General features: G+C 59.7%; 16 protein-coding genes. 9 read left to right on the forward strand and 7 right to left on the reverse strand.

Annotated elements, in window-relative coordinates; translation table 11 throughout:
• Positions 1-30: 30 nt before the first annotated feature.
• From sufC to CLR77_RS01315, 6 genes are read left to right on the forward strand one after another with little or no spacing between them, the layout of a single operon-like run.
• Positions 31-792, forward strand: coding sequence for a Fe-S cluster assembly ATPase SufC (sufC, locus tag CLR77_RS01290; protein ID WP_097458784.1), 762 nt, complete (start codon positions 31-33; stop codon positions 790-792).
• Positions 793-803: 11 nt separating this feature from the next.
• Positions 804-2,087 (forward strand): Fe-S cluster assembly protein SufD, encoded by a 1,284-nt coding sequence (gene sufD / locus CLR77_RS01295; protein WP_097458785.1) that lies wholly within the window; start codon positions 804-806, stop codon positions 2,085-2,087.
• A 6-nt stretch (positions 2,088-2,093) separates the two neighbouring features.
• The gene (locus tag CLR77_RS01300) at positions 2,094-3,341 is read left to right on the forward strand and encodes an aminotransferase class V-fold PLP-dependent enzyme (protein WP_097458786.1); all 1,248 of its coding nucleotides are present in this window, start codon (positions 2,094-2,096) and stop codon (positions 3,339-3,341) included.
• Positions 3,342-3,356: 15 nt separating this feature from the next.
• Entirely contained in the window at positions 3,357-3,713 is a 357-nt protein-coding gene (locus CLR77_RS01305; protein ID WP_097458787.1) for a HesB/IscA family protein, read from the forward strand.
• 19 nt (positions 3,714-3,732) lie between these two features.
• A complete protein-coding gene (gene sufT, locus CLR77_RS01310; RefSeq protein WP_097458788.1) occupies positions 3,733-4,275 on the forward strand; it encodes a putative Fe-S cluster assembly protein SufT in 543 nt (180 codons plus the stop codon).
• A 39-nt stretch (positions 4,276-4,314) separates the two neighbouring features.
• Complete coding sequence (locus CLR77_RS01315) at positions 4,315-4,767, forward strand: SufE family protein (RefSeq protein ID WP_097458789.1); 453 nt, start codon at positions 4,315-4,317, stop codon at positions 4,765-4,767.
• 213 nt (positions 4,768-4,980) lie between these two features.
• Here CLR77_RS01315 and malG read toward each other — a convergent pair whose 3' ends face one another.
• From malG to malE, 3 genes are all read right to left on the reverse strand, one after another.
• Positions 4,981-5,871: a maltose ABC transporter permease MalG gene (malG, locus tag CLR77_RS01320; RefSeq protein ID WP_097458790.1), complete on the reverse strand. Its 891-nt coding sequence runs from the start codon at positions 5,869-5,871 to the stop codon at positions 4,981-4,983.
• Positions 5,872-5,883: 12 nt separating this feature from the next.
• Positions 5,884-7,392 carry a maltose ABC transporter permease MalF gene (gene malF / locus CLR77_RS01325; protein ID WP_198962632.1) on the reverse strand — a complete coding sequence of 503 codons (1,509 nt, stop codon included), beginning with the start codon at positions 7,390-7,392 and terminating at the stop codon, positions 5,884-5,886.
• Between the two features lie 138 nt (positions 7,393-7,530).
• Positions 7,531-8,724 (reverse strand): maltose/maltodextrin ABC transporter substrate-binding protein MalE, encoded by a 1,194-nt coding sequence (gene malE / locus CLR77_RS01330; protein WP_097458791.1) that lies wholly within the window; start codon positions 8,722-8,724, stop codon positions 7,531-7,533.
• Positions 8,725-8,999: 275 nt separating this feature from the next.
• Here malE and CLR77_RS01335 point away from each other — a divergent pair, with 275 nt between their 5' ends.
• Entirely contained in the window at positions 9,000-11,123 is a 2,124-nt protein-coding gene (locus CLR77_RS01335) for an alpha-amylase (RefSeq protein ID WP_198962633.1), read from the forward strand.
• Between the two features lie 52 nt (positions 11,124-11,175).
• Here the strand turns inward: CLR77_RS01335 and CLR77_RS01340 are convergent, their stop codons facing one another.
• The 3 genes from CLR77_RS01340 to edd are packed head-to-tail and all read right to left on the reverse strand — an operon-like array spanning position 11,176 to position 14,831.
• Entirely contained in the window at positions 11,176-12,063 is an 888-nt protein-coding gene (locus tag CLR77_RS01340) for an aldo/keto reductase (protein ID WP_227519763.1), read from the reverse strand.
• Positions 12,050-13,015, reverse strand: a complete 966-nt coding sequence (locus CLR77_RS01345; protein WP_097458792.1) for a glucokinase — start codon at positions 13,013-13,015, stop codon at positions 12,050-12,052. Before CLR77_RS01345 ends, CLR77_RS01340 begins: the two co-directional genes overlap by 14 nt.
• On the reverse strand, positions 13,008-14,831 hold the full coding sequence (gene edd / locus CLR77_RS01350; protein ID WP_097458793.1) for a phosphogluconate dehydratase: 1,824 nt from the start codon (positions 14,829-14,831) through the stop codon (positions 13,008-13,010). The genes CLR77_RS01345 and edd overlap by 8 nt, the downstream gene beginning before the upstream one ends.
• Before the next feature lie 312 nt (positions 14,832-15,143).
• Between edd and gap the strand changes: the two genes are divergently transcribed.
• Together gap and pyk are read left to right on the forward strand one after the other, a co-directional pair.
• Positions 15,144-16,145: a type I glyceraldehyde-3-phosphate dehydrogenase gene (gene gap, locus CLR77_RS01355; RefSeq protein ID WP_097458794.1), complete on the forward strand. Its 1,002-nt coding sequence runs from the start codon at positions 15,144-15,146 to the stop codon at positions 16,143-16,145.
• Between the two features lie 23 nt (positions 16,146-16,168).
• The gene (gene pyk / locus CLR77_RS01360; RefSeq protein ID WP_097458795.1) at positions 16,169-17,617 is read left to right on the forward strand and encodes a pyruvate kinase; all 1,449 of its coding nucleotides are present in this window, start codon (positions 16,169-16,171) and stop codon (positions 17,615-17,617) included.
• Between the two features lie 361 nt (positions 17,618-17,978).
• Here pyk and CLR77_RS01365 read toward each other — a convergent pair whose 3' ends face one another.
• Complete coding sequence (locus CLR77_RS01365; protein WP_227519819.1) at positions 17,979-18,626, reverse strand: bifunctional 4-hydroxy-2-oxoglutarate aldolase/2-dehydro-3-deoxy-phosphogluconate aldolase; 648 nt, start codon at positions 18,624-18,626, stop codon at positions 17,979-17,981.
• Positions 18,627-18,630: the final 4 nt, after the last annotated feature.

The following is an 18,630-nucleotide window of genomic DNA, read 5'->3' on the forward strand; positions in this document are numbered from 1 at the left end:
GAATTCAGATTCAGAGAGAGACCAGAGTCCATGCTGAGCATCAAGAACCTCCACGCGGCCATCGAGGGCAAAGAGATCCTCAAGGGTATCGACCTGGAAGTGAAGCCCGGTGAAGTTCACGCCATCATGGGCCCGAACGGCTCTGGAAAAAGCACCCTGTCCCAGGTTCTGGCCGGTAACGACTCCTATGAGGTCACCGGCGGCGAAGTGATCCTGGATGGCAAGAACCTGCTGGAGATGGAAACCGAGGAGCGCGCCCGCGAAGGCGTTTTCCTGGCGTTCCAGTACCCGGTGGAGATTCCCGGCGTCAGCAACCTGCAGTTCCTCAAGACCGCGCTCAACTCCATCCGCAAGCACCACGGCCAGAACGAAATCAATGCGGTAGAGTTCATGAAGCTGGCCCGCGAGAAAGCCCGCCAGGTGAATCTGGACGAGTCCTTCCTCAAGCGCGGCGTCAACGAAGGTTTCTCCGGTGGCGAGAAGAAGCGCAACGAAATCATGCAGATGCTGCTGATGGAACCGAAACTGGCGATTCTGGACGAGACAGATTCCGGCCTTGATATCGATGCCCTGAAGACCGTTGCCGACGGTGTCAACGCCCTGCGCTCACCGGACCGCTCAGTGATCATGGTGACCCATTACCAGCGCCTGCTCAGCTACATCGTACCGGATTATGTCCACGTCCTGGCCGGCGGACGCATCATCAAGTCCGGCGGTCGCGAACTGGCGCTGGAACTGGAAGCTAAAGGTTATGGCTGGCTCGGTATCAACGAAACCGCTACCGCGGGCTGAAGGAGACGTTGATGACTGCATTGGCTACCCTCGCCCCTGAATTCGCCAGTGTGCCCGACAGCACACTGCCGGGACCGCTTCAGCGCTACCGCGATAACGCCGCCAAGGCGATAGCCGGCATGGCGATGCCGACCCGGCGTACCGAAAACTGGAAATATTCCAGCCGTCACTTGCAACTGGATACCGCTCTCGCGGCGCCGCTGGCGGCGACCGGCACCATCTCCACCGACATCGGAGACGCGTACCGTATCGTCATCCGTAATGGCGTCATCGCAGCGGACGAATCACGACTGCCGGCGATCGACGGCATCGAAATTGTCCGTTTTGCCGACCTTGATGAAGTCAACGCGCAAAAGATCGTCGAGCAACTGGATGGCGCGCTGGACACCGCAGCCCTGCAGTTCGCCCCACTCAACAGCGCTCGCCTGCAAGACGGCCTTCTGGTTCGCCTGGCCTCCAATGCAAGGCTCGACAAACCATTGTTCGTGCTGTGCCAGACGCTGGCCGAACATAGCGGTTCCGCCCATCCGCGCATTCTCGTCGATGCCGGCAGCCACAGCGAACTGACCCTCGTCGAGCAGCACGAAAGCCAGGGAGATGCCCCGGCACTGGTCAACGCTGTCACCGAACTCAATCTCGCAGCGGGCGCACAGGTCACCTACGTCCGCCTGTCCCTCGACGGTACGACGGTCAACCACATTGGCGCCACGGGCGTGCGACTGGCCGCCAATGCCCGTTTTGACAGCCACTGCGTCGGTTTCGGCGGGCCGCTACGTCGCCATGACCTACAAATACGTCTGCAGGAAGCGGGTGCCGAATGCCGCCTTAACGGCGTTACTGTCACGCTGGGCGAGCAGCATTACGACAATCACACGGTTATCGAGCACGTCGCTCCGCACTGCAACAGCGAAGAAACCTATCGCTGCATTGCGGCGGGCAAGTCCCACGCCATTTTCAATGGGCGCATCCTGATTCATCGCGACGCCCAGAAATCCGTCGCCGAGATGAGCAACAAGAACCTGCTGCTGTCCTCGGAAGCGGAAATCGATACCAAGCCGGAACTTGAAATTTACGCCGACGACGTCAAATGTGCTCATGGAGCCACGATTGGACAACTCGATGCAGAATCGTTGTTCTATCTGGTATCGCGCGGCATTGGCCGCACGGAAGCCGGCACCCTGCTGAGCATGGCCTTCATCAATGAATTGGTGCAGCAGATTCCGGTCGAATCGGTGAAAGACGCGATCGAACAACGCCTCATCGATTTCATCGAAACCACCTTTCAGGAGGTGTAACGACCCATGACTCAGGTCGCCCCCGAAGCCGTCACTGGCCTGGATGTCGAACAGGTCCGGCAGGATTTCCCGATACTGTCGCAGACCGTCAACGGCAACCCGCTCGTCTACCTGGACAACGCCGCCTCAGCACAGAAGCCCCGCGCCGTGCTGGACGCGATGACCCGCTATTACGAGACCAGCCACGCCAACGTGCATCGCGGCGCCCACACACTGGGTGACCGCGCCACGGCAGCCTTCGAGGGCGCCCGTGAAACCGTACGTCGTTTCATCAACGCGGCCAGTACCCGCGAAGTGATCTGGACCCGCGGCACGACTGAAGCCATCAACGTTGTGGCCAATGGCCTGGCACCGGAACTCAAGCCCGGTGACGAGATCCTGGTCAGCCACATGGAGCACCACGCGAACATTGTGCCCTGGCAGATGATCGCCGAGCGTACCGGTGCGGTCCTCAAGGTCATCGCCATCAACGATGCCGGCGAACTGGACCTGGACAGTTTCGAACAGCAACTCGGCGAACGCACACGTGTTCTTGCCGTGGGTCACGTCTCCAATGTGCTGGGTACGATCAACCCGATCAAGAACCTGATATCCCGGGCCAAGGCGGCCGGCGCATTCACCCTCATCGACGGCGCCCAGGCCACACCGCACATGCAGCCGGATGTGCAGGACCTGGACTGCGATTTCTACGTCTTCTCCTCCCACAAACTGTTTGGCCCGACGGGGATTGGCGTGCTGTACGGCCGCGAACAACTCCTGGAGCGCATGCCTCCGTTCCAGGGCGGCGGCGAAATGATCGAGCAGGTGACCTTCGAGAAGACCACCTGGAACCAGCTTCCCTACAAATTCGAAGCGGGCACTCCGGCCATTGCCGAAGCCATTGGCCTGGCGGCCGCCATCGATTATCTGGATGCCTTGGGACGCCCGGCCATTGCCGCGGCGGAGGAAAAACTCTGGCAGTCGGTCATGCAGCATGCGGCGGACTTCCCCGGCCTGCGCTTGATCGGCACCGCGCGGGATAAGGTGCCCGTGCTCTCGTTCGCCATCGATGGCCTGCATCCCAGCGACATCGGCACCCTGCTCGACCAGCAGGGTATCGCTATCCGTACCGGCCATCATTGCGCGATGCCCCTGATGGAACGTTTCCAGGTACCGGGTACCGCCAGGGCCTCATTTGCCTTTTACAATACGCTGGATGAAGTGGATCGGCTGTTCGCCGCCCTACAGAAAATCCAGCGCCTGTTTGCCAACTAACCTGGAGGTTTGTGCATGACGGCAGAAGCCTTTACCCCGACGGTCGGCGTCAGCATGACGCCAAGCGCGGTCGATCATGTTCGCCAGCAACTGGGCAAGCATCCCGGCGCCCTGGGCATTCGGCTCGCGGTGAAGAAAAGCGGTTGTTCCGGCTTCATGTATGAGACGGAATGGGTGTCCGAGCCAGGCTCCGATGACGAGATCTTTCAGATCGCAGACGGCGTCGCCGTCTATGTCGCACGCAAGGATCTTCCGGTGGTGAACGGGACCGAGATCGATTTCATCACCAAGGGCCTGAACTCCATGTTCCAGTTCCGTAACCCTAACGCCACTGCCGAGTGCGGTTGCGGTGAAAGTTTTTCGGTGACCTGACAGACAGGGCGAAACGACAATGCACGAACGTGAAGTAGTCCTGACCAAGCGTGAGGTGGAAGCACGACTGGTGCCCTCGGGTACGGAAATCATGATTCCCGCAGACACCTTCGTCACCATCACCCAGGCGCTGGGCGGCACCTTTACGGTGGCGGTCAACGGCAACCTCGCCCGTATCGAGGGCAAGGACGCTCCGGCCCTGGGCAAAGAGCCCCCGGTCAGCAGTTTCGAGACACCCGCCGACGGCACCGTTAACGAAAACCAGGTGTGGGAAGCGCTGCGAAACTGCTACGACCCGGAAATCCCGGTCAACGTCGTCGACCTCGGCCTGATCTATGAGTGCCATGTGGAAAACGGCACCGAGGAAGGCAACCGCATCCGCATCCTGATGACACTGACGGCCGCCGGCTGTGGCATGGGGCCGGTCATCACCGATGACGTCAAACGCAAGCTGGAAGACGTCCCCAACGTCGACAAGGTTCAGGTGGACCTGACCTTCGATCCGCCCTGGAGCAACGATATGCTCTCGGACGAGGCCAAGCTCGAACTGGGCATGCTGTAACTGCCCGCTGAATCCGCTTTTCGCAATGGTCGATTTTTCATGACAGACAGCGCCGCTTTTACCCAAAACGAACTGGGCACCCAGATCTCCATCGATGACGTTTTCGAAGCCTTCGAATTCCTCGGGGATTGGGAAGAGCGTTATGCCTATATCATCGACCTGGGCCGGAAGCTACCGGCCTTCCCCGACGACCAGAAGACCGACACCAACTATGTCCACGGCTGCCAAAGTCAGGTCTGGGTCACCGATTTTCTCGATCCCAGCAGCGGCAAGCTCTACCTGCTGATCGACAGCGACGCCATGATCGTACGCGGACTCGCCGCCATCATCATGATCGCGCTCAACGCCCGCACCCCCAACGACCTGCTTACGGTCGACGTCGACGCCCTGTTCCAGAAGCTCGACCTGTTCCGCCACATCTCACCGACCCGAGGCAACGGTCTGCGGGCCATGGTCAGCAAGATTCGGGATATTGCCGCGCACGCAGTATGATCTTCGGCACCGTCGGTGCCCAAGCCTAAGCCGCACTAACCTACGACCATTGCACAGGGTCTGTCTCCAGTGCATTCGGCGCATTGCCCTTCGGTTAATGCGCCCTACAACTGCGGTATCCAGTCCGGACACCCCATAAAAAGAAGCCCGGGAAACAGGTCCCGGGCAATCGCGAATTCCCCCCACGGGAGTGCGAATAGGTTCAGTACCGATTCACCCCTTGACCCCACCCGCCGTCAGGCCGCCCACAATCCATTTCTGGCAGTAAAGGAAAATCACGGTGATCGGCAATCCCGACAGCACCGCTGCGGCGGCAAAGTCGCCCCACAGGTAATGCTGCTGGTAGAGATACTGGTTGGCGCCCACCGCCAAGGTCAGCTTGTTCACATCCAGCAGCAGTACCGAGGCAATCGGGTATTCCATGATGTTCATGATGAACGCCAGGATGAACACCACCACCAGGATCGGTACCGACAGCGGCAGCAGGATGTAGCGAAACGCCTGCCAGGTGGTGGCCCCATCGACAATTGCAGCCTCTTCCAGGGATTTGTCCACCGACTCGAAGTACCCCTTGATCGTCCAGATATGCAGGGCGACACCGCCCAAATAGGCCAGGATCAACGCGCCGTGCGTATTGATCCCCAGCCAGCTGACCTCTTTTCCGATCTGGTTGAACAGTGCATAGATGGCAACCAGCGACAGCACCGGCGGGAACATCTGGAAGATCAGCATGGCCTTGAGAATGACGTCTTTACCCTTGAAGCGCATCCGCGCGAAGGCATAGGCGCTGGTGGTGGAAAGCAGCAGGATCATGACCGAGGCGATCGACGCCACCTTGATCGAGTTCCACAACCAGAGCAGGACCGGGAACGGCGGCTGAATGACGCTGCCATCGGCCTCATGATAGGGAATACCGAAGGCCAGCGACCAATGTTCCAGCGACGGATGCTGGGGCAACAGGCTACCGGTGGCGAAGTTGCCGGTGCGGAACGAGATGGAGATGACCATCAGCAGCGGAAACAGGATGAGCAGAATAAACGCCAGCAACGACAGGTGTGTCAGCAGGACGCGGTATTTGGTGGAGCGCGGTTGGACCATTGCCATGTCGATTCCCTCCTAGACCTTCACCTTGGACAACTTCAGGTTGATCAGCGAAAGACCGCCGACCAGCAGGAAAATGACCGTGGCAATGGCCGCCGCCAGGCCGAAGTTCTGTCCGGCATCCTGGAAGGCGATGCGGTAAGTGTAGCTCACCAGCAGGTCGGTTGTACCCGCGGGCGTGCTGGCGCCGATGATATCCGGCGCGCCGTTGGTCAACAGCGCGATCAACACGAAATTGTTGAAGTTGAAGGCAAAGCTGGCAATCAGCAACGGCATCAACGGTTTGATGATCAGCGGGATCGTAATCCGGAACAGATTGTCGATGGGACCTGCGCCATCCATCGCCGATGCTTCATAGAGATCCCGGGGAATCGACTGCAGCAACCCCATGCTGAGGAGCATCATGTAGGGATAGCCGAGCCAGGTATTGACGATGAGGATCATCACCTTGGCCAGGAAGGGATCGCTGAACCAGTCGGGGCGGACACCGAACAGGTGCTGGAGTACCAGGTTGATCTCCCCGAAGTTCTGGTTGAACAACCCCTTGAAGATCAGTATCGAGATAAAGGCCGGGACCGCATAGGGCAGGATCAGCATGGTGCGGTAGAAGCCCTTGCCGCGCACCTGATCCCATTGCAGCAAGCTGGCCAGCAGCAGGCCAAGCCCCAGCGTGAAGACCACGGTCAGCAGGGCGAAAGTTACCGTCCAGGTAAAGATCTGGATGAAGGGACCACGGATGGTGGGATCGGTCAGGACCCGGACATAGTTGGCCCAACCGATGGCCACCGTCCAGCCCGGCGACAGCGTCTCGCCCTTCGCCGATTCGTAGAACCCGCTCTTGTCGTTGGGGTAGTAGACCTCTCCCGTCTTGTTGTTGACCAGGGTATTGTCGCTGTGCACCGTGTACAGTGGCTTAACGGCGCCGAAACTGCGCAGGCTGACCATACTCAACAGCGTCTTGTCCGGCAGGACCAGTGTCAGGTCGTTGAGCGCCTTCTTGTGTTGGATGATGCCTCGCAGGTTGACCTTGTCGCCCGCAATGGGCTGGCTACCGGCCGGTTGCAGCGACAGCTTCTGGCGTTTGCCGGACGCCTCCAGGCTAAAGGGTGCGGTGACCAGACGCGCGCCCTGATCATCCGTGATACTCAGTCGATAACGGCCACCCTGCTCCCGCAATTCGAAATCGTGGCGCCCACCGGCAACCTGATAGGTATGCGACAGCAACACCTGCTGTACGCGGGGCAATGTCAGCAGGTTATCCGCGCTGTAGTTGGTAAACCCAATCGCCACCGTATAGAACAGCGGGAACAGGACAAAAACCGACATCCCGGCCAGGGCGGGAAAAATATAGCGGTAGGTATAGGCTTTACTGCGCGCAAAAACATAAAGGGCAGACCCGGTCAGTACCAGGAAGAGTATGGCAAACATGAACTGACGCTGGAGATACAGGGCCAGGATAAGGTAGAAAGCCAGCAGGGACACCGCGCCGAGCGCGCCCCATTTCACCAGGGCTCGGAGGTTCATCAGTCGCTTGCTTCTCGTATACGGTTCGGAAAGGGCTTGGGTGAGCATGACATGAGGCCCCATTGACGGCTACGGATAAAACGTAAAAACCTTGGAAAACCGGCGAAGGCTCACAAAACCCTCGCCGGCATACGGCACCTAGTGGGTGATGCGCGTGGCTGCCGCGTCGAGAGCGGCCTTGACCGATTGACGGCCGGACGTGATGTTCTGCAGGGCAGGCCCCATCGCCGACCAGAAGGCGCCCATTTCAGGAACGTTCGGCATCGGCTCGCCCAGTTGGGCATTCTCGAAAGTCGCCTTGATATGCGGATCGGAGGACAGTTCCTTCATGAACGCCTTGTTGGCGACAGCCCCCAGCGGCACATCGCTGTTGATCATCTTCAAGCCTTTCAGGGACAGCATATAGTTCTCGATGAACTCCACCGCCAGATCCTTGTTCGGACTCGCCGAACTGATCATCGCCGCCATGACGCCCACAAAAGGTTTGCCCGGCTTGCCGTTGATGGTGGGGATGGTGGTTACACCGAAGTTGATACCGCTCTTCTTCAGGTTGGCCCAAGCCCATGGACCGCTGATCATCATGGCCAGCTTGCCCTGGTTGAACTCGGAATCCATGACCCCATAGTCTGCGCCCTTCGGCATAACGCCCTTGTCGATCAATTTCTTGATCATATCGGCGCCTTCGATGGCACCCTTGTCGTTCACGCCGGTTTTCTTGACGTCAAAACCGCCATTCTCGCGCTTGAATACGTATCCGCCGTTGGCAGCCAGCAGCGGCCAGGAGAAATAGGTGTTGTTGTAGTCCCAGAGAATGGTTTTCTTGCCTTCCTTAGCCAGCTTCTTATTGAGGGCGAACATCGCCTCGAACGACTTGGGCGGCTTGGAAATGATGTCCTTGTTGTAGATCAGGCCGACGGACTCGACAGCCATCGGGTAGCCGTAGATCTGGTGGTTCCAGGTCACAGCCTTCCAGGTAAAGTCATAGATGCCGTCCTTCACCTCTTTGGACGGATTGACCGGCGCCAGCAGGCCGCTCTTTGCCCATTCGCCGAGGCGATCATGCGCCCAGATAAAGATATCCGGCCCATTACCGGTGGCAGCCGCCTGCTGGAACTTGTCGGTAACCTTGTCAGGATGCGCGACCGTAACCTTGATGCCGGTCTCCTTGGTGAACCAGTCGCCGACTTTCTGCAGACCGTTATAGCCTTTGTCGCCGTTGATCCAGACGACCAGTTGGCCCTGCTTGATATCAGCCTGGGCCGAGGCGACAGCGCCCGCCGTCAGGACAGTGGCCGCAGCCACGGAGGTGATGAGTTTCTTCCAGGAAAACATAGGGGCATTTACCTCTCTTCGACTTATTCTTGTTTTCGCAGCGGGCCCAGAGAACCTCGACGGGACTCCGCCACCCTGCGAGAACGCAAGACGGCCCTGCGTGTATAGCGATAGTCAATCAGATAGGAGTTAACCGCATCCCCCCTCCCCCGAATAGGGGAGGCGTAGAACGGGGGAGTAGTACGCCCCCCGGAATTCCACCTACTCAAGCCACTCTGAATTTGGTGTGATGAAGCACGGCCGCTATCGGGTCAACAACAATAAGGACGACCGCCATGCCCCTTCACACCCTGCGCTCGCCGGCTATCACAACGCCGCTGCTTTGCCTGGCGATAACGCTGGGGGGCTGTGCCACCACGGCTTCGGACAGCGACCAATGGGTCAGAATCGCCCAAGATGGCAAAGCCGTCAGTCTCGAGTTCAGCCAGCCGGAGGCCAACCAGAAGCGCGCCTTCGCCACGCTATCGCCGGGCGACTACACCGTCAGCGTCGGCCAGGGCGGCAGCCAAACCGGCAGCATGAAGCTCTACCACCGAATCGACCTTCCCGAGGGCAAGCCACTCAACGAACGCTATCAGGTGCATATCGTACAAGCGGGCCGCTACCAGTTGATCTATAACGCCGGCGAACATCCCAACCTGAGACTGTCTCGAGCGCCTACGCCGCCGCCCAAAGAGCCCGTCGTTCACCAGGGACTGTGCAAAGCCGATTACCGCCCTCAGACTGTCACCGTCGCCCCGGTCTTCAAGGACGGCGACTGGGTGCGCGACTTTTACTCTGGCGCCAAGGCGCGCGTCGAGAACGGCAAGGTCACCCTGACACCGGCCCTTCATTCCGAAGGCCTGATGCTGATCGAGTCGGCCAAACCCCGGATCGCATCCTTTACCTGGCATAACGCCACCGTCTATTTCGTCATCACCGACCGCTTCTATAACGGCCGCAAGGATAACGATCACAGCTACGGTCGCCAATCCGACGGCAAACAGGAAATCGGCACCTTCCACGGTGGCGATTTTGCCGGTCTCACCGACAAGCTCGATTACATCGCCAAGCTGGGGGTGACAGCCCTCTGGATCTCTCCGCCCTACGAGCAGATCCACGGCTGGGTCGGCGGCGGCAGCGACGGGGATTTCAAGCAATACGCCTATCACGGCTACTACGCGCTGGATTACACGCGCCTCGACAAGAACATGGGCACCGAGCAGGAGTTACGCACACTGATTCGCGAAGCCCACAAGCGGGGCATTCGCGTCCTGTTCGATATCGTCATGAATCATCCCGGCTATGCCACCCTGCAGGATATGCAGCAGTACCACTTCGGCGCCTTACGCAAGGGCTTTGGGAAGTACCTGCCGGCGCACTGGGGCGACTGGACACCGAAATCCTACGAGAACTACCACGCCTACAATGCACTGATCGATTACGACGCTCCTGCCTGGGCCAACTGGTGGGGCAAGGACTGGGTCCGTGCCGGTATCTACAATTACGATACGCCTCCGGATATCAATATCGATCCCTATAAAGGCTCTGTCGCCTACCTGCCGGACTTCAAGACCGAATCGAAGAAGTTCGTCAAGCTGCCGACGTTCCTGCGCGACAAGCCGGACACCCGCGCTCGCGACCTGCCCCATGCCACCGTGCGCGACTACCTGATTTCCTGGCTGACCGATTGGGTTCGCCGCTTCGGCATCGATGGTTTCCGGGTGGATACGGCCAAGAACGTCGAGCCCGCCGCCTGGAAGCAACTCAAGCGGGCCGCCGACAGGGCCTGGACCGACTACTACAAGGCACATCCCGAACAGAAGCCGCTGAGCAACCGGTTCTGGATGGTGGGCGAAGTCTTCCCTCATGGGGTCGAACGGGACCACTATTACCAGGATGGTTTCGATGCGGTGATCAATTTCGACTTCCAGAAACAGGATGCCAAGGCCGGCGCGGAATGTCTGAGTAACCTGCAACCGGTCTTCCAGCGCTATGCCGATGCCATGAACGGTCGCCAGCCGTTTAATGTGATGACCTATATCTCATCCCACGATACTGAACTGTTCAGCACCATCGCCCACAAGAATCCGCAACTGGAAAAACGTGCGGGCGCCGCCCTGCTCCTCTTGCCCGGTGCCGTACAAATCTTCTACGGCGACGAAAGCGGCCGGGAGTTCGGTCCAACCGGCTCGGACCCCACCCAGGGCACCCGCTCCGACATGAATTGGGCTCAGATCGCAGCCGGGCAGCGGAACGACATGCTCCAGTTCTGGCGCAAGCTGGGCCAGTTCCGCAAAGACCATCCGGCCATCGGCGACGGACGGCACGAAGAGCTGGACAATAGCCCCTACACCTTTGCCCGCATCGACAAAAACGACCGCGTCGTCATCGCCGTGGCACAGGACAGGGGAAACTGAGAAGGAGCCATTGAGAGGGGAAACGGGCGCCATAAAAGGCGCCCGGGCGGGATCAGGCAACGCGATGACCGCGGGCCGCCTCGAGTAACCGGAACCACAGTGCGCGCGGCATCTCGTAGCCTGCGCCAGCCACCGCATCGGCGATGCGTTCTTCGCGCAGGGAGCCGATCACCGGTACCGGCTGCCCCGGCAGACGCCTCAACCAGGCCATCGCCAGCGCCGTGGCGCTCAGCCCGGTTTCTGCTGAGACCTCAGCCAGGGTTTCAGCCAAGACGCCTTCCTGCAAGCGCCCTCCAGCCAGAGGCGACCATGCCAAGAGGCGCAGACCGTCCCGCTGTAGTGCCTCATGGGTACCATCAAACAGGGGTGTCGACGCACGCAGAGACAATTCGATCTGATTGCAGATCAGTGGCCGGGACAGCGCCGACTGCAGGAACCGCCACTGCTCGGGCAGAAAGTTGGACACACCCAGCGCCTGGACCTTGCCCGACTTTACCGCCTCTTCCAATGCCCGCGCCGTTTCCGCCAAGGGCATCAGGGGATCAGGCCGGTGAATCAGGAAGAGATCCAGTGTTTCCACCCGCAGGCGGCGCAGCGATGCATCAATGGCTGCCGTCACATAGGTGCCGGAGGTGTTGTAATGCTTGACCCGCCAGTCCGAGGTGTCGAGCTGTTGCGGCACGATATCCGCTTTGCTGATCACCCGGACCTGCCGACGCAATGCAGGCGCAGCCGACATGGCTTCACCGAAAGCCAGCTCACAGGCATTGCCGCCATAGATATCCGCATGATCGAAGACCGGCAGGCCCTCCCCGATGCGCGCTTCGATCCAACCGGCCAAAGCCTTGGGCGACGCCAGATCAGGATAGTCGAGCAGCCGCATCATGCCGAGGATGACCGGCACGTCGAACAGCTTCGATGCGCCTTCAGACTTCATCATTGGTCAACGCCTCCGCAGCGCCCAGCAATCCCGCATAGGTTTCCGTCACGACATAGACCGGCACCGATTCCATGTAGCCACGCATCCGGCCCTTGTCTTCGAAAGCTGCCCGAAAAGGCGTTTCACGGAAGAAGTCGATAAAGCGGGGAATGATGCCTCCGCAGATATAGACACCCCCCAGGGCACCCAGCGTCAGAACACCGTTACCGGCCACACGGCCCAGGATTTCGCAAAAGCGGGTCAATGTCTCCCTCGCCAGGGCATCATCGTTCTCCAGTGCATGGCGCGTGATCTCGCCAGGATCGGTGAACCGGGCCGTCCGGCTCTCCAGCTCGGCCAGCGCCTGATACAGGTTCACCAGTCCCTGGCCGCAGAGAATACGCTCCACCGACACCCGCCCAAAGCGCTCGCGCAGGATACGCAGGACACCGAATTCCACATCGTCCCGGGGCGAGAAATCCACATGACCGCCTTCGGTGGACAGCGCCACCCAGGCAGCCTTTGTCCGCACCAGACCCGACACCCCCAACCCGGTACCAGGACCTATGACAAGCCGCGGCCGTGCCGGATCACCCTCGCCACCACCGATCTTCACCAAACGCTCATGACTGACATGGGGAACACCCAAGGCCATCGCCGTGAAATCGTTGATAATCTTGAAGGTCGTCAGGTCAAGACGTTGCTGCATGTCGTTACGATCGAAAGACCAGTGGTTGTTGGTCAACCGAATCCGTTCACCATGCACCGGACAGGCAAAGGCCATACAGGCCTGGCTGACCGATTCGACGTTCGCCCGCTGCAGATAATCCGCCACGGCGCCGTCCAGGTTCGCATAGTCGCTGCAGGGCAATACCTGAATCTGCTCCAGCTCCACACTGCCCGGCTGGACCAGCGCGAAACGGGCATTGGTGCCGCCGATGTCGCCCACCAGGGCGTATTGCGTATCAGTCATGCTCGGGATTCCAGAAAGCGGATGCGCCGGTCTCGGCCGTGCTCGCGCCCTGACGCATCCAGCCGAAGAGTTCGCGGCCGATATCCTGACGCACCCGGGACAGGTCCGGCTTGCTGACAGGACGCCCTGCCAGTTCATCTTCGCCAACCGCCACGGCCAGCGTTCCGGCCTCGGCATCGACCCGTATAATGTCACCGTCGCGCAATCGCGCCAGCGGACCACCCTTGGCCGCTTCCGGATAGACGTGAATCGCTGCTGGCACTTTACCGGAAGCACCCGACATACGGCCATCGGTGACCAGCGCGACCTTGAAGCCGCGATCCTGCAGCACACCCAAGTAGGGTGTCAGCTTGTGCAGCTCCGGCATGCCGTTGGCCTGCGGCCCCTGGAAACGGACGACCGCCACCACATCCTTCTCGAGAAGCCCGTCCTTGAACGCCTGCGCCAAGTCGTCCTGATCCTCGAAGACCATGGCAGGCGCCTCGACAATCCGATGCTCCGGCGCTACTGCGGACACCTTGATCACACCACGCCCAAGATTACCATCCAGCACGCGCAGCCCGCCGTCTGGCGCGTAGGCCGCATCGACACCACGCAGGACATCGGGATCGCCGGTTTCTTTCGGCGCCTCCTTCCAGACCAGTTGCTCCCCTTCCAGTACGGGCATGCGCGTGTATTGGCGTAACCCCGGCCCCATGACGGTCTGGACGTCTTCGTGCAGCAAACCGGCGTCCAATAATTCGCGGATCAGGAAGCCCGTACCGCCCGCCTCATGGAAAGCATTGACGTCGGACTGACCGTTCGGATAGATGCGTGTCAGCGACGGCACCACTGCCGACAGCTCCGAAAAGTCGTTCCAGTCGATCAGGATGCCCGCCGCCCGGGCGATAGCAACCCAGTGCATGGTGTGGTTGGTCGAACCACCGGTACACAACAGCGCCACCAGCGCATTGACGATACTCTTCTCGGACACCACATCGCACAAGCTCACCTGACCACCATTGGGCACCGACAGCCGCACGACCTGTTGAGCCGCTGCCGTCGTCAAGGCGTCGCGCAGAAGCGTATTGGGATGGGTGAACGCCGCACCGGGCAGGTGCAACCCCATCACTTCGACCAGCAACTGGTTGCTGTTGGCCGTACCATAAAAAGTACAGGTGCCAGGGCTGTGATAGGACTTGCTTTCCGATTCCAACAACTCGTCCTTGCCGATCTTGCCCTCAGCATAGAGTTGCCGGATGCGCTGTTTTTCCTTGTTCGGCAGGCCGGACGGCATGGGACCTGCCGGCACCAGTATCGCGGGCAGATAGCCAAAACTCAGCGCGCCGATCAACAAGCCCGGCACGATCTTGTCGCAGATACCCAGCAACAATGCCGCGTCGAACATATTGTGGCTCAACGCCACGGCGGTGCTCATCGCAATCACATCGCGGGAAAACAGACTCAGGTCCATGCCCGGCTGCCCCTGGGTAACCCCGTCGCACATGGCCGGAGTACCCCCGGCAAACTGCGCCACGGAGCCCATCTCATGCACCGCGCGGCGGATCACATCGGGGAAGCGTTCGTAGGGTTGGTGTGCCGACAACATATCGTTGTAGGCGGAGACGATCGCCACGTTGGCCTGGTTCATCAGGCGCAGGACGTCTTTGTCCTTCTGCCCGCAAGCAGCAAAGCCGTGCGCCAGGTTGCCGCAGGACAATGTGCTGCGTTGCGGCGACTGTGCTTTCAAACGGCGCATGCGGGCCAGATAGTCGTCACGTGTTGGTTGGCTGCGCTCGATGATGCGCCGGGTGACTGTCTCAACGGTCGGGTGCATAGGGCACATTGACTCCCTTGTTGGAGTGGCTGATTGCGGGGGTGACTGATCGCGGCGAGATCCTTCCGCCATGCCTATCGACCACCGATACACCCATGATCGCGCCAAAGCCTCGGCGGGAAAAGCCTCACGAGGGCATCGATACGCCACCCCCCTTCTTATAGTACTTATCGTTCTATATTAAATGTAAGTTTACTACAAAATATTCCTTAAATTCCGGTAAAAATCTATCTGCGCCCATTTTTATTTGTTATGTTTACTACATTACAAGTTCAACAATACGCACACCCTGACCGAATATGGAGGCAAACCATGGCTATTCGCGTCGCCATCAACGGATTCGGACGCATCGGGCGCAACGTCCTGCGCGCCCTGTATGAAAACAACTACCGCCAAGACATCCAGATCGTTGCCATCAACGACCTCGGCGATGCCTCCATCAACGCTCACCTCCTGAAGTACGACACCGTCCACGGCCGTTTCTCCGGCGACGTCAGTCACGACCAGGACTATATGACCGTCAATGGCGACCGCATCTCCGTCAGCGCCGTCCGGAACCCGGCGGAGCTGCCCTGGGGCGCGCTCAATGTCGACGTCGTTTTCGAATGTACCGGCCTTTTTACCAGCCGGGCCAAAGCCGCCGCACACCTGGAAGCCGGCGCTCGCAAGGTCATCATTTCGGCCCCCTCTTCCGACGCCGATGCCACCATCGTCTTCGGCGTCAACGACAACACGCTGACAGCCCAACACCAGATCATCTCCAACGCCTCCTGCACCACCAACTGCCTCGCACCGGTCGCCAAGGCACTGAATGACACCGTGGGCATCGAAAGCGGCCTGATGACAACGATCCACTCCTACACCAACGATCAGAAGCTGACCGACGTTTACCACCCGGATGCCTATCGGGCCCGCTCAGCAACACAATCGATGATCCCGACCAAGACCGGCGCTGCCGCCGCTATTGGCCTGGTACTCCCGGAGCTGGACGGTCGCCTTGACGGCATGGCGGTCCGCGTACCAACGATCAATGTTTCACTGGTCGACCTGACCTTCATCGCCAACCGCGATACCAGCCGGGAGGAGATCAACCGCATCCTGCAGGAGGCGGCGACCCAGTCAGCCATTCTCGGCTACAACGAGGACAAACTGGTGTCGACCGACTTCAACCATACCGCCCTGTCCAGCACCTTCGACGCCAATCACACCAAAGTGAAAGGCCGCCATGTAAAGGTGATGGCGTGGTATGACAACGAATGGGGCTTCTCCAACCGGATGCTCGACAACACCCTGGCGCTGATGAAAGCGTCCTGAGCCCATCCCAAGGAGATCGCCACATGCTACGTCGCACCAAGATCATTGCGACACTTGGCCCAGCTACAAGCTCACCGGAAGCACTGGATTCGTTGATTCAGGCAGGCGTCGACTGTGTGCGCCTGAACTTCTCCCATGGCGAAGCCGCAGAACACGTGCAGCGCGCGGAACTGGTTCGCGAACTGTCACGCAAACATCGCCGCTTCGTGGCGCTGCTGGCCGACCTGCAGGGCCCAAAACTCCGTGTGGCGCGTTTTATCAACGGCAAGGTCGAGTTAAAGAAGGGGCAAGCCTTCACACTGGACCCGGATTGCGACAAATCGGCAGGCACGGCCGACCGCGTCGGGCTCGACTACGAAGACCTTTGCAAAGACGTTCATGCCGGCGACGTGCTACTGCTCGACGACGGGCGCCTCGAACTCGAAGTCACTGCCGTGAAGGGACGCACCGTGGAGTGCCGCGTCCTCATCGGCGGATGCCTCTCCAACAACAAAGGCCTCAACCGACGGGGCGGCGGCCTCTCCGCCAGCGCACTGACCGACAAGGACAGGGCCGACATCGTTACCGCCGCAAGACTGGGCGCAGATTTCGTCGCTGTATCCTTTGTCCGCACCGCAGACGATATTCAGGAAGCCCGCGAACTGTTGCGCCAGGCAGGCTCCCAGGCAGCCATCGTCGCCAAGATCGAAAGAGCCGACCTGGTCCATAACGAGGCCCGGCTCGAAGCCGTCATCCGCGCAGCAGATGTTGTGATGGTGGCTCGCGGAGATCTCGCCGTGGAAATCGGCGACGCTGAATTGGTCGCCGTACAGAAACACATCATCGGACGGGCGCGCCAGCTGAACCGCGTCGTCATCACCGCCACGCAGATGATGGAATCGATGATCCATTCGCCAATGCCGACCCGAGCAGAAGTGTCCGATGTCGCCAATGCGGTTTTCGACTACACGGACGCCGTCATGCTGTCAGCGGAAACCGCGGTTGGCGAATACCCCGTCGAAGTCGTGCAGGCTATGTCCCGCATCTGTATCGGGGCGGAAAAACATCCGTCGACCCACAACTCCAAGCACCGTATCAACGAAGTCATGGTGCACGTCGACGAAGCCATTGCATTATCGGCCATGTACGCCGCCAACCACCTGGAAGGCGTCTCTGCGATCATCTGCATGACCGAAACCGGCGCCACCCCACTGATCATGTCGCGCATCAAATCCCCGCTGCCAATCTTCGCATTTTCGCGCCACCACCTCGCGCAGCACCGCGTCGCACTGTATCGGGGCGTGCAAACGGTACCGTTCGATACTGAAACGCTGCCTAACGACGAAATCAACAGGCTTGCCGTTGACGAACTGATCCGCCAGGGCATCGTCAGCCGCGACGATCGCATAGTGATCACCAAAGGCGACTACGCGAATGCCCAGGGCGGCACCAATACCCTGAAAATTGTCCGTGTCGGAAGCGAGATCAGGTAAAAAGAGCCGAAAACAATCCGCCACCGTACACCTATTACAGGCTTTTTTTGTCGCACGGTTCAGGGACGAACACCCATCCAGACTCTCTTGTCTGAGCATTAAAGCAGGGCTCCGGAATCCCCTTCCGCCCCTGCTTCTTTTTTCTTTCCCCCAAATGCCAGAAAAAGCACCGACTCGACGCCAGCGGCCTCGTCGTAGGGCGCAATAACCAAAGGGCATTGCGCCGCATGGATTATTTGACAGACGCGCACAACATGCCCCGCCAGATTACAGACAAAAAAAACCGCCTTTCGGCGGTTGCAGGAGGAGTGCCCGAGGAGTGAGCGTCCCTGGCAGTGAGAGAGAACAAGAACAGGTCGAATCAGCCCTTAACCAGCGACAGACTGGCACGAGCGATATCGGTAATCCGCGACCAGTCGCCGGTCGCAATAGCATCTTTCGGCGTCAGCCAGGTCCCCCCCACCGCGGCCACATTGGGCAACTGCAGGTAGTCGGCCGCCGTATCCTGACGAATCCCGCCGGTCGGACAGAAGCACACATCGGAAAAGGGGCCACTGAATGCTTTCAGCGCCGCAATTCCACCTGCCACTTCTGCCGGGAAGAACTTGAACTGGCGATAGCCCAGCCGATACCCTTCCATCATTTCCGACAAGGTCGACACACCAGGCAACAGCGGAGCCTGGGCATCCACACCGTATTCCAGCAATTCACGCGTCGATCCCGGCGTAATCACGAATTGGGCACCCGCCGCCTCCACGGCACGATACTGCTCCACCGTGGTAACCGTTCCAGCCCCCACCCACACATCAGGCAAGGCTTCACGTAACTGTCGAATCGCTTCGACTCCATGCACCGTACGCAGCGTGATTTCCAGGATGGTGATACCACCATCCACCAGGGCTCGCGCCAGCGGCAATGCCTCGTCCAGGTTATCGATCGCAATTACCGGCACCAGGGGACAGGCCGCCGTAATGCGTTCCAGTTCTTCGCTGAGCCGTTCAGACAGCATCTTG

This window comes from Mangrovitalea sediminis (genome assembly GCF_002514725.1).
Classification (GTDB): Bacteria; Pseudomonadota; Gammaproteobacteria; order Pseudomonadales; family Oleiphilaceae; genus Mangrovitalea; species Mangrovitalea sediminis.